Annotated in this window: 12 protein-coding genes; 2 read left to right on the top strand and 10 right to left on the bottom strand. The window is 40.8% G+C overall.

Going from position 1 to position 12,325, the window contains the following annotated elements:
* The first annotated feature begins 221 nt into the window (after positions 1-221).
* Positions 222-698, top strand: coding sequence for a hypothetical protein (locus V7K69_RS05630; protein WP_335032140.1), 477 nt, complete (start codon positions 222-224; stop codon positions 696-698).
* Positions 699-767: 69 nt separating this feature from the next.
* Here V7K69_RS05630 and V7K69_RS05625 read toward each other — a convergent pair whose 3' ends face one another.
* The 3 genes from V7K69_RS05625 to V7K69_RS05615 all read right to left on the bottom strand — a co-directional run bounded on the left by V7K69_RS05625 (position 768) and on the right by V7K69_RS05615 (position 3,132).
* On the bottom strand, positions 768-1,166 hold the full coding sequence (locus tag V7K69_RS05625; protein ID WP_335032138.1) for a nuclear transport factor 2 family protein: 399 nt from the start codon (positions 1,164-1,166) through the stop codon (positions 768-770).
* Between the two features lie 41 nt (positions 1,167-1,207).
* A complete protein-coding gene (locus tag V7K69_RS05620; RefSeq protein ID WP_335032136.1) occupies positions 1,208-2,215 on the bottom strand; it encodes a zinc-binding dehydrogenase in 1,008 nt (335 codons plus the stop codon).
* 122 nt (positions 2,216-2,337) lie between these two features.
* Positions 2,338-3,132 (bottom strand): aspartyl/asparaginyl beta-hydroxylase domain-containing protein, encoded by a 795-nt coding sequence (locus V7K69_RS05615; RefSeq protein WP_335032149.1) that lies wholly within the window; start codon positions 3,130-3,132, stop codon positions 2,338-2,340.
* A 119-nt stretch (positions 3,133-3,251) separates the two neighbouring features.
* Here V7K69_RS05615 and V7K69_RS05610 point away from each other — a divergent pair, with 119 nt between their 5' ends.
* Positions 3,252-4,727, top strand: a complete 1,476-nt coding sequence (locus V7K69_RS05610) for an amidohydrolase family protein (protein ID WP_335032134.1) — start codon at positions 3,252-3,254, stop codon at positions 4,725-4,727.
* Between the two features lie 68 nt (positions 4,728-4,795).
* On the opposite strand, the gene V7K69_RS05605 is transcribed toward V7K69_RS05610, so the two are convergent.
* From V7K69_RS05605 to cysH, 7 genes are all read right to left on the bottom strand, one after another.
* Positions 4,796-5,569: a DUF4437 domain-containing protein gene (locus V7K69_RS05605; RefSeq protein WP_335032132.1), complete on the bottom strand. Its 774-nt coding sequence runs from the start codon at positions 5,567-5,569 to the stop codon at positions 4,796-4,798.
* A gap of 97 nt (positions 5,570-5,666) precedes the next feature.
* Positions 5,667-6,476 (bottom strand): alpha/beta fold hydrolase, encoded by an 810-nt coding sequence (locus V7K69_RS05600; RefSeq protein WP_335032130.1) that lies wholly within the window; start codon positions 6,474-6,476, stop codon positions 5,667-5,669.
* Positions 6,477-6,911: 435 nt separating this feature from the next.
* A complete protein-coding gene (gene trxA / locus V7K69_RS05595) occupies positions 6,912-7,235 on the bottom strand; it encodes a thioredoxin (RefSeq protein WP_012411836.1) in 324 nt (107 codons plus the stop codon).
* A 386-nt stretch (positions 7,236-7,621) separates the two neighbouring features.
* Positions 7,622-8,785 (bottom strand): GuaB3 family IMP dehydrogenase-related protein, encoded by a 1,164-nt coding sequence (locus V7K69_RS05590; protein ID WP_334809358.1) that lies wholly within the window; start codon positions 8,783-8,785, stop codon positions 7,622-7,624.
* Between the two features lie 358 nt (positions 8,786-9,143).
* Complete coding sequence (locus tag V7K69_RS05585) at positions 9,144-9,674, bottom strand: YdcF family protein (RefSeq protein WP_012411838.1); 531 nt, start codon at positions 9,672-9,674, stop codon at positions 9,144-9,146.
* Between the two features lie 427 nt (positions 9,675-10,101).
* The gene (locus V7K69_RS05580) at positions 10,102-11,355 is read right to left on the bottom strand and encodes an exonuclease SbcCD subunit D (RefSeq protein WP_335032127.1); all 1,254 of its coding nucleotides are present in this window, start codon (positions 11,353-11,355) and stop codon (positions 10,102-10,104) included.
* A gap of 99 nt (positions 11,356-11,454) precedes the next feature.
* Complete coding sequence (gene cysH / locus V7K69_RS05575; protein ID WP_335032125.1) at positions 11,455-12,180, bottom strand: phosphoadenosine phosphosulfate reductase; 726 nt, start codon at positions 12,178-12,180, stop codon at positions 11,455-11,457.
* Positions 12,181-12,325 lie beyond the last annotated feature (145 nt).

Below are 12,325 nucleotides of genomic sequence, written 5' to 3'. Positions count from 1 at the left end.
TAGCAGCACCTGTATTGTTCACAGCCTTCAAGGAATTTCAAGAATCTCAGCAAATCACAGCATTTTTCTCTCACCAGAGACATAAAAGAGCGTTACTCATTACTTTAAAGCCGTGCTGGAAGCATGGGGTTTTAAACCTATTTTTCTGATAAAGATATTGACATCCCCCATTCCCCATGAATGGTAGTATATTCTCATGGCTGCTCTAATCCTTGCTATTGATGAACAAACTACTGGATGAAACGCTGTCAATTAAAACTGCTGAACGTATAAACAGCAGAGCTAGCACTCCGTTTGATAATGCTTACAAAGCAGCATTATCTACTGAGGGAGCAAGATATGTCCAAGGATTTTTAACTTTTGTAGGAAAGCCATACAGACCGATTGAACACAGTTGGATTGAACTAGGCGATGCCTCTGAGGTACGCATTATCGATCCAACATTACCGCACCTGAACAAAAATCCCCAAGAACTCTGGTATTTTGCAGCACAAAGGCTGACGGTTAAAAAACTGAAAGCCATCATTGAAGAATCAAAAGAAGATTATCCAGAAGATGAGCCATTACCAATCTATGGCGATCCACCTTATGAATATTATGGTGATGTAATGTTGGGTGGTCAGGAATATTTGGCAGCATATCAAGCCGCAGAAGCTAAATGCAAAGAAATTAACCAACTCAACCCAGAGAGAAACTAAATAATTCGTAATACTTCTCTACGAGAGGCTGCGCTCAATACAAGTTCGTAATTCGTAATTACGTATTATTTAATAGGATTTACCATCGCTGCCAAAGTATTCCCTATAGCCACAAATTTTTTCTCCACGCACATCAAAAGAAACCGCTACCCGATTTTTGTATAGCTGTCCAAACAAAAGTCCCTCATCTCTAAACTCAAAAACAGCCGTTGTTTCATTGCTAGTAACACGGTCTAAAGCATTTAGGTTCAAACCAGGACTGAAGGCTTCAAAAACGTACTCGAAAAATTCTCTAGCTCTCTGTTTACCGACATTCAAGCCGTGGAATTTTCCCATTGGAAACCAAAGGGTAAAATCTTCTGTGAGCATATCTAACAATGCTTCCCACTCTCCAGTTGCCATACCATAGGTAAGATGCTCAAATGCCTGTCGAGCAACTTTTAAAGTATTTTCTGAATCTTGTGTCATTCCCACCCACCATAACTAGATATAGACTAATGTTGTGTGACTTAAAACCTCACAACTACTTTGCCACAATTCTGACCACTGAAGAGATATTCTACAGCTTCGGGTATTGATTCTATGCCTTGAAACTGTCTTGGGTCAACGGAAACTTTGAGTTTATCTGTGTAGAACAGGTTTAATAGGCGATCGCGTGCCTCTGCCATATATTCTTTATAATGAGGCATGAGAAAGCCTCTCACAGAAGCAGCTTTCCAAAATAGCTGGTGATAAAGGCGTGGTTGTGTAATTTCTTCTACATCTTTTGCGTATTCGGATATGAAACCAACTACAACTAAGCGTCCGCGCACTGCCAAGTTTTCAACGCAAGTATCAAAAACCTGTTTACCTACACAGTCAAAAATTAAATTAATCCCATTGGGGTATTCTTGCTTGAGGACGTGATTGAGATTTTCTTTGTGATAGTTGATAATGCGATCGCACCCTAATTCTCTCAGTAACTTTGCCTTCGGCTCAGAACTACAAGTACCAATGACATGATTCCCGGCTAACTTTGCCAATTGCACTGCAATATGACCAGTTCCCCCGCCTGCTGCTGTTACTAAAACCACTTCATTACTTTTCATCTCCCCCACTTGTTCCAATGCAAGCAAAGCTGATACACCCGTGGGAATTAGTGTTAGTAACTCTGGTGTTGCTTCCCGCACTTTCACTGCTAAGTTTGCATCGATAACCTGATATTCTCGATAACCGCCGCCACGTGCCGTAGTTATGACAGCATCACCAATTTGAAAATCTTTGACATTTTCACCCATAGCAATAACTTTCCCTACAGCTTCCACACCCAAATCAAAGGGAGGAATTAAGTTAATATATGGAACGTCACCACGACAAAGTAAGGTGTCAAAGCCACCGTTAACGCCAGCAAATTTATTTTGAATTAAAAGTTCGCTAGCAGCAGGTTGGGGAATAGGAATTTCGACAATTTTAATGGCAGATTTAAAATCTTGATTCAGTTTATTTGCTATTAACTTTCTGTATGTTTGTACATTCATTGATACAAGTAATTTGGTGCAAATATTAAAAACTATGTTGAGAAATTTAAATTTAGGGTACGTTCGTTATGCTTTCACCTAACGCACTATTTATCAACAATCTAAGGTTCATTACACTATCCTTATAAAGCTTTATCCCACTCTAACTGATGGGCTAAACCATACTTGATAAAATCTTCTTCTTTAGCTTTATCGCTTTTCCCAAAAACACCTAAGCTGTAAGGATTATCTTGCATCCGTTGTGTGACTTGCTCTTTCTCAAATCGGATCACTTCATCTCTAGGCTTATCCGGTTTAAAAAAGTCAACAACCAAAACAGTTCTATCATAATTGGTGTAATTATGTGGACAGTGTGGATAGCTATGATCTAAAACCAGGAATTTTCCTTCATGCCAATAAAGTTGATCGTGGCATATTTTCATAGCCACATCTCCCTCTGGAACTATTAATCCCAAATACCCACGATTTGTATGAGGGTTATAGTTTACATGCAGCTTAATATCTAATCCCGGATGGAATGTACCATAATAGACGTTTCTGATGATATCATCATCAATAAAATTCACATTTTTTATCAAATTAGCTAAATTTGGAAAATACTTTTCTCTTAATAAAAGTGCTTTTTTGGATGCCTCATCTGGCCTATAATCAGGATATTGTATTTGATAAGTTTGAATATATTGTTCAATAAAAAGACCTTGAAATAAAATACCGAAAGCGCTGTACTTTGCATCACCTTTGGTTTTAATCGTTTTACTTTTAGGCCCCAGAATCTCGTAAGTTAACTTTAGTTCTTCATCAGATGCCTGGTTAATAAAGCGTTTAAATTCTTCTCTAATCACTTGCCAGTTATCTTCAAAGATTTTGAGAAAAGTAAATTGATTTGGGTCGATATTATATTCATTAAAGCTTTCCATTGTTTTTTCTCCTGAAGATGATTTCATAAAAAACCGTTATATATAATGATAGGATTTGGTCTTCGTCCAGATTCGATGTTGGAATTCCTGACTAAACTCATTTTAGTGTGAGGTCTACTGTGTCTGAAACTCCCGTATTAGATCAAATTATCAAAAATGTGCGAGTAGTTTGTCCCCATCAGGATGCAATCGAACTACTTGATTTAGGCATTAAGGATGGAAAATTTGCTCAGATTGCCTCTAATATTAGCGCAGACACAGGCAAACAGGTATTTGATGGCAAAAACCTGCTAGGCTTTCCTGGAGTCGTGGATGCCCATATGCACGTCGGTATCTATCAACCCCTCGACAAAGATGCTGTGACTGAAAGCAAAGCAGCCGCAATGGGAGGCGTAACTACCAGCTTAAATTACATCCGTACAGGGCAGTATTATCTTAATAAAGGCGGCTCCTACCGCGATTTTTTTCCAGAGGTTTTGGCGTTATCCACAGGTAATTTTTTTGTAGATTACGCCTATCACATCGCACCTATAGCTAGCCAGCATATTGACGAAATACCTTTATTGTTTGAGGAATACGGTATATCTTCGTTTAAAATCTTCATGTTTTATGGCGGATATGGGTTGCATGGTTTGTCAGACCAGCAAAACCTCTTTTTGATGATTAACAAAGAGGAAAGATACGACTTCGCCCATTTTGAATTTATTATGCGCGGTCTAACTCGCTTGATGGAAAAACATCCAGAAGCACGAGATACTATCAGCTTGAGTTTGCACTGTGAAGTTGCAGAAATTCTCAATGCCTATACTAAAATAGTTGAAAACGATTCTAGTCTGAGCGGATTACACGCTTACAGTGCAGCGCGTCCGCCTCATTCAGAAGGTTTAGCAATTTGTATTGCTTCTTATTTGGCCAATGAAACTAACTGTGCAAATATCAATTTGTTGCACCTAAGTTCGCGTAAAGCAATGGAAGCAGCTTTGACTATGCAAACTGCTTTTCCTCATATTAATTTTCGGCGAGAAGTTACTGTTGGACATTTGCTATTAGATGTCGATACTCCTAATGGTATTTGGGCAAAAGTTAATCCTCCTATCCGTCCTCGCGCTGATGTGGAATACTTGTGGCAAGCAGTACTAAACAATCAAGTAGATTGGATAGTTAGCGACCATGCTTGCTGTTCTGCTGAACAAAAAAGAAATGTTAAAGACCCGAATAATATTTGGTTAGCAAAGTCTGGTTTTGGCGGTACAGAATATTTACTTTCTGGTGTATTTAGTGAAGGTAGCAAGCGGGGGATGTCTTATAACCAGATGGCTAAATTGCTATCTTGGAACCCATCGCAGCGGTTTGGGTTGTTAGAAAAAGGCGATATTGCTGTTGGCTATGATGCTGATTTGGTGCTGGTAAACCCCAATGAAAGCTTTGTAGTGCGTGCGGCTGAGTCTGAGTCAGAACAAGGTTATACACCTTTTGAAGGAGTAGAGTTAACTGGGAGGGTGAAAAGTACCTTTTTACGTGGAAATCTTATTTATAACAATGGGCAAGTTTTAGGTTCACCCACTGGGCGGTATTTGAAACGCCCCCAGTCTTAAATAATTCCCTCTACATGAAAGTATTTGCAAATTTAAAGTAGAGACAAAATTACTTCATATTTTGGCATCTATTTATTCCAACCCGAAGGATAGTACGTTTCTAATGGTGGTTCCCAGGCATGGTACGAAAGATGAGGATAGCCACCACGAATAAGAGCAAATAATCCAGTTTCAGTGTATGCTGGGGCGTGTGTAATAAGTGGTGGACGCGAAAAATAACAACCTGGAGTCAAGAGACCTACCTGTGTTTTCATACTTCCCTGGAGGACAAATCCCTCTTCCGTCATAGGATGATACTCTCCAAAAGTTTCAGCAAACTGTGGTAATAATCCGATCAGCCAAGTGCTTCTTTTAATGTTAGTATCGGCACGCAGGGTTTTTCTCATTGCTCCTGGAGGAAAACCTGGAGTGAGAGTTTGAGACCAAGGAATTAGATAGGAATTTAAAGAAGGTATATAATCTTGTCTTTTTGCTCCTGGTGCATCAGTTAGCGATTTTATAAAAATGGGTTCAGCGCTTGGCATCCACAGGGCTGTGGTATTTTCTTGAGTACTCCAAGCTTCCATGCAGACACCTTCAGGAATAAAGCCGTAAGTGTATTGTCCAAGATGCAGTTGTCCAATTTGCATTTGTCCACTAAGAACAAAAATTTCCATATCACAATTGAAATAACCAGAATCGCTTTTCCAGTGTTGCGTCCACTCAACAATTTCTGTAGAAGAACCGTTTTCGGTATCGAAACTCAGAATCTGTGTTTTAGCACCTTCCAAAAGACCATCTACAACCCAAGATTTTTGGGGGACATCTGCTGATTGAATAAACTCAATGTGTTTTCTGGGCATAAAACTTTTAGAGGCTGTATATAGTTATTTACTCAGTTGCATTGCCCTATTTTGAGCAATATTAAAAGATTAAATTCTATTGGTTTTAAAAACTAGCTTATTCTAGAAAATCAATTACTACTTTTGATATTTCTTCAGGTATTTGATTCATCATACATATTGTTCCGCCTTCAATATCAATCATCTTTGCATGAGGAATTGCTGTTAAAATAAACTCTCTATTGTCTACGTTAGCAAAACCTAGTCTTTCTAATTGTTTTACGTCCTCTGTTCCAGACAATATTAGAGTTGGAGATTTAATTAAACGAAATCTTGCTTCCATTCTTTGGCAGTAATCGATAACAGCCAAAGGTGCATGCCAAGGATAGCCAAAACATTTTAAATCGTCCAAAACCCAACGATGATTTAACTCAGCAGAACCTATATAGTTTGCTCTGGCTGACCATCTTTGTATAAGATGGGAACCGTCTGCTTTTATCTTGAGATTTTCAAATTTATTGGATAAAGCTGCCTTTCCGTCTTCGCTAAAGTTATCTATGTTGCATAATATAATTTTTGCAACTCTCTCAGGATAAGCTGCTGCAACTTCTGCTGCTACACAAGCACCTGTATGGTTCCCAAGAATACTTGTGGTTTTTATTCCTAATTCATTTAGCAGTAAAAGAACAGTTTTTGCGTAATCTTCAATTGAATACATTTGGGGTGGTTTATCTGAATCTCCTAATCCTAAAAAATCCATAGCGATAACTAGTCTTTTTTGAGCAAAAATTGGTATCAACTCACGAAATTCGTCACCACTTCTGAAGTTTTGATGAAGTAAAAAAAGTGGTTCTCCTTCGCCACCAATACGATAAAGAATTTGTCCATCTTCTGTATCTAAAAAAGCTCGTTTGATTGGTTTGTTCATAAGACCTTGATAAAATACAGCACTTTGTGTAACGGTTTTGTACAGTAGTTGAGAAGATAAAAGTAAAAAATCAGATAAAACCCTACTCAGTAGACCTGCGGGAGAAAATTATTAGCGTTTACGAAGCGGAAAATACATCTATTCGCAAAGTAGCAGAAAGATTCAAGGTAAATAAAAATACAGTACAAGACCTCGTGAAGCGAAAACGAGAAATAGGGACACTAGAGCCAAGTGTAGCAACTGGAGGAAAACCGAGCCAACTATCTGGTTATGAACATTTGAGCTAGAAAACTCCTAAAAATATTCTGAGACTGTATACAAATGTAAACAAGTTTGAAAAACGAGAAATTCGCGCCTCTCAAACTTGTTTGTAAAAATTAACCTAAAGCTAGAACAACATGGATAACTCAAAAGGATTTTGTTACCAATTGAGGTTCAAAGATACTTTTCTAGAGTGGAAGCCAATGTACTTTTAGGTACAGCACCTACCACCATATCTACTTTTTGTCCATCTTTAAAAATCATTAATGTAGGAATACTGCGGATGCCGTACTGACTAGCAACTTGAGGATTTTCATCCGTGTTGACTTTGACGACCTTGATTTGACCTTTGTACTGTTCGGAGATTTCATCGACAACAGGAGCTACCATACGGCATGGTCCGCACCAGGGTGCCCAAAAGTCAACTAAAACGGGTACATCACTGTCGAGTACTTCTTGCTTGAAACTAGAATCGGTAACTTGTGCGGCTGTTGACATGCCTAAAACCTTCGCCAATAATATCTGAACTTGGTGAAAATTCTACCATAGCAAAAACATCAGCTTGGGAGTCTAAGGATGTACATTTGCAAAGAAGCTCTAGAATTTATTTACAAACATAAGGAACCGCCCGAACAGTAGTCCGGGCGGAGTGTGGTGTGAGGAGTGAACGGAAACATTCGTCTCCGCTATCTCTATTGTAGGCGACATATCGGATTTTTCCAGCAATTGTTTAGGGGGCTGGAAAAATTTATTGCAGAATTGGGAATTGGGGATTGGGGATTGGGAATTGGGAATTGTTATTTTTTTTGTCCCCCTTGTCTCCTCCTGCTCCCTCTGCCCCCTGCCCCCTGCCCCCTGCCCCCTGCCCCCTGCCCCCTGCTCCCTTATTTCCCCATACCTAATTGTTGAGCTTTTTGGTAAACTTTACCTTCAGTTAATAAGGAAGGCGCAATTACAACTTCCACTTGCTGCATTTCTTTAATATTTTTGGCTCCTAAAGTGCCCATGCTCGTCTTTAAGGCTCCTAAAAGATTGTGAGTGCCATCATCTAGCCCGGCTGGGCCAATGAGTATTTGCTCTAGGCTACCAGTGGTGGCAACGCGAATGCGGGTACCACGAGGCAACACTGGACTAGGAGTTGCCATACCCCAATGATAACCACGTCCTGGGGCTTCTGCGGCTCTCGCAAAGGGTGAACCAATCATCACACCATCAGCACCGCAGGCGATACATTTACAAATATCGCCACCGGTGATTAAACCGCCATCAGCAATAATGGGGATATAGTTACCAGTTTCATTGTAGTAATCATCTCGTGCTGCTGCACAATCGGCGATCGCAGTTGCCTGTGGCACACCCACACCCAACACCCCACGGGATGTACAAGCAGCACCGGGTCCAATTCCCACTAGTACGCCAGCCGCCCCAGCTTTCAACAAATTCAACGTCACATCGTAAGTTACGCAATTCCCCAACACCACAGGGATGGGCATAGAACGGCAAAATTCTGCTAAATCAAGTGGTATTATCGACTCTGGTGACAGATGTGCAGTAGAGACTACTGTAGCTTGGACAAAAAATAAATCGGCCCCAGCTTTTGCTACCGCCTCACCGTATTTACTAGCACCGGCTGGAGTTGCACTTACCGCCGCAATGCCACCTTGTTCTTTAATTTCCTGAATACGTTTTTCAATTAATTCCGGCTTTATTGGTTCGGCATAGAGTTCTTGCATCAAGGCAACAAATTCATCTTTCCCCACAGAGGCAATCCGATCTAATATTGGCTCTGGGTCAACGTAGCGAGTGTGAATACCCTCTAAATTGAGGACACCTAATGCTCCCAACTGTGACAAACGTACAGCCATACGAACATCTACTACGCCATCCATTGCACTGGCAATTATCGGAATTTCTCGCTCAATATTGCCAATACGCCACTTAGTATCTGCCAAACTAGGATCTAGTGTTCTGTTACCAGGAACTAGAGCAATTTCATCTATTCCGTAAGCTCTACGAGCTGTTTTTCCTCGCCCAAGTTGAATTTCCACGCTTTAACTTTTATTCAAATCTGTTTAAGCTAGGGTATCAAATTGTGAGATAAGTTGGGGCGTTTTTTTCCCTGAGCTACACAGATAAATTCCATTTACGCAAGTCACCACTCAAAACTTTGATGGACGCAAAGTATTCACTAAGCAACCAAATGAGCAAAAACAGTTAATTGGTTTTTATATTGTGTTGTTTGAGGGTTAATGTTGCGCTAGTTTTGCGTAGGCGTAGCCCGCCGCAGGCATCGCTGTGGTTTCATGTGTCTATTATTACTTAGTTATTATCACGATTATTGGCATTAATGTTCTTAATTTACCTATCTTGAGTTACATCAAGATCATACAAATTCCCACTGATGATTTACCGTTTATTTTTAGCTGCATCCACACCAGTGTAACCAGTTGCTATCCAAAGTATGGCTCTTGCTCCATCACGGATAGATTTTTCGATAGATTCAGGGGGTTTTTCTGAAGGGACTGGCACTGGTTTTAAATAAATACCTCGACTACCCAAAATAATTTCGCCGATGACACAAGCCCGGCGCATGTGGAAGTCTGAAGTAATTAAATAAACGCTCTTGATACCACGAGCTTGCAAATCATCTACTAACGTAGTAAAATTAGTAACTGTATCTACGGCTTCATAATCCAGATGTAAACGCTTGGGATCAACACCAGCTTTGGTAAAGACTCGTTGGGTGAATCTAGGTGGACTACCCCCAGTAATCCAAATTGGTATATTTGGATGCTGGCGAACAAATTCGGCCGTAAACTTCTCTCGCTCTAAACGTCTTGTTGAACCACCCAACACTACAACTGCTTGCGGCTGTACAAATTGGTTTTGTACTTCTTTGTATCCCCACCAGATGATTAGTGGTAAGACAAAAGCCATAAAACGAAAAGATTTACCTGTAAAGAGTAGCTTATTCAAGGCTCGATAACTTTTTTTACTGAGTCAAAAATTTCCTCTAGCTAGAAGAAAAACAATAGTTGATAGTAGAGTAGCAAACTCCTCAATGATCTGCCCAAAAATATAAATTTGGGTGACTTTCATGTTACAGCGCGATTAAGCGGGTTTGAAGTTTTTCCTTTAATTGATGGATTATCCTAACCTGTATCGGAAAATTCATCAAAGGGTTCTAGCACCTTGTAGAAGAACTCCATTTAGGTTATCTCGAAAATCTCTTTACTTTTAGAAGAGACTTTGAAATTTCCCCCTTCCCGTGTCGGCAAGGGAGTTAGTTTTTTCGTGGGTTTTTCTAGATGACCCTAAATTTCGCGTCTCTACACACTGTATTGAAATCTGATTGGCATCTATCCTACTCGTTAGTTGCTGCTTCTAGCCAGATTTCCACATCATCCGCTAGTAACTTCTGTGCAGCATCCAGCATTGATGTTGCTATGTCTTTGAGGTCTTCGCGGTTGTTCAAGTAAGTTTTTAAGGCTTCCATTGGGTCGATGCTGCTACTTGCGCTCAATTCAGGAATCCGGGGTCTGGCTAGTTGACTGACTAATTCTGCTTGAATGGTGTAGGTATGAGCGGGACTTAAAGCAGTATGTAGAGAGGAACTGTCAATTAAATCCATCTGTTCGGAGCGGAGTTTGTAAATTAGCCGCACTACAGCATCTTGAATATCATACTTAGCGATCGCTTTCATTAACACTGCTTGCGGCTCATCTGCTTTGGAGACATCCACCTCAATGGTGCGGAAAGTCCGAACTGTTAAGGGACAAAATTCCCATTCAGCTCTTCCTCGCTCCAGTTCCAGCATTACATAGCCTTTATCTTCTTTTTCTTCACTAAAATCTACCCGCTCAATACTTCCCGGATAAATCACCGGCGGGTTGTTAGATTTATTGAGGTTCTGGTGGCGGTGGACGTGTCCCAACGCTACATAATCAAAACAAGGTCGCGTCAGCAAAGATAAGGGTAGAGTAAAACCTTTACCCACTGCCAAAAAGCGTTCTGCCCCCAAGCTAGCGTTGTCAGCCATCAAATGAGCTAAAAGCACTGTTGGCACATCAGGGTCAAGACGGCGAATTTCCCCTTCCATTACAACTCGCAGACGTTCCGTTAACAGTTCGTTGACTTCTGCTAAAGACGAACCTTCAGTCTCTTGGCGAGTCATCAGGGTGGAACGAGTCAACCAAGGGAGGGTAATTACTTGCACTTTGCCATTGCGGGTTTCGATGCAGTGAGTAGTTAATGTGTCACCGACAACAAACCCTGGCACTCCCAAAGTGCGGTAAATATTTAAACTCGCTCCTCCCTGTCCTTGAGAATGTTGGTCATGGTTGCCTACTAACAATACTGTGGGAATATTGGCATCCATAAGACGGCGAAATTGGCTGGCAAAAGCTTGTTGTACATAAGGCGGTGGTGTCGCATCCGGGAAAGCATCGCCACCAAATATCACCATATCAACAGCATCTGTCAGCGCTCTGTCAATACATATAGACAAAGTATTTACAAAATCCTCCAATCGTGTATTTAACCCAGTTGTAGGATTAATTCGTCCGTGGGAGAAGCCGCTTCCCATGTGGATGTCGGAAAGATGGAGGATTTTTATCATATTTGTCTTTCGCCCTTAGTCATTTATCCTTTGTCTAATACTAATGACTAATACTTCGTCTTCGCTCAGTACAAGTGACAAATGACCAATGACTAATAACTAAATATGAATTCCGCATTCTGTTTTATCACTTCCCCGCCAGCGTCCGGCGCGTTCGTCTTCACCTTCGCCTACTTTGGTGGTGATAGGTTGGTCGCCGATGCTGGGATAACCTTGGTCATGTAGAGGATTGTAGATGACTCCGTGTTCAGCCACGTAAACCCAACTATCTTGACGTGTCCAGGTAGCGATGGGATTTACTTTCAACCGACCTTTACCGTCGAATTCAAATATGGGCATATTTGCACGGGTTACTGCTTGGTCACGGCGGCGACCAGTAATCCAAGCGACGCTGTTGAGTTCGTCTAGACCCCGTAACAGTGGCTCAATTTTTGTAATGTGGTGGAATTTAGCAATATCCGTATCCCAAAGTTTATCGCCGTATTTGGCTTCAAAGGCTTCACGGGTTTCTACGTCTGGAGTTTTGAAAGTTTGCAAATCCAGATTGTAGATTTGTTTAGCTTTGGCAACTAATTCTAGGCTTTCAGGGAAGTGGTGCAAGGTGTCGAGAAAGATTACAGGAACGGGATGCTTCAGTTCACTGTAAAGAATATGGGTAATTATCATGTCATCCACGTTAAAGGCGCTGGTTTGCACCAATCCCGTTGGGATATTTTCTATAGACCATGCCAATATCTCTTTGGGAGTGGCAGTTTCAAATTGCTGATTTAATGTTTCTAAGTCAAAAGCGATCGCTTGGTTTCTAGATGCCGTGGAGACTGTCATGATAATCTTCTATTCAAATATTTCTACCTTGATTAAGATTTATTTTACTCCATAAAGGCGCATATTCCGCTCGGAGTTCAGGTATTTATTCTGTTCGGAAAATACTACATTTTGGATCTGGAGAATCGGAAGTGGGGAGATTAAA

This window comes from Nostoc sp. (assembly GCF_036917775.1).
Taxonomy (GTDB): Bacteria; Cyanobacteriota; Cyanobacteriia; order Cyanobacteriales; family Nostocaceae; genus Nostoc.
This window is presented reverse-complemented; position numbering and strand designations above follow the sequence as displayed.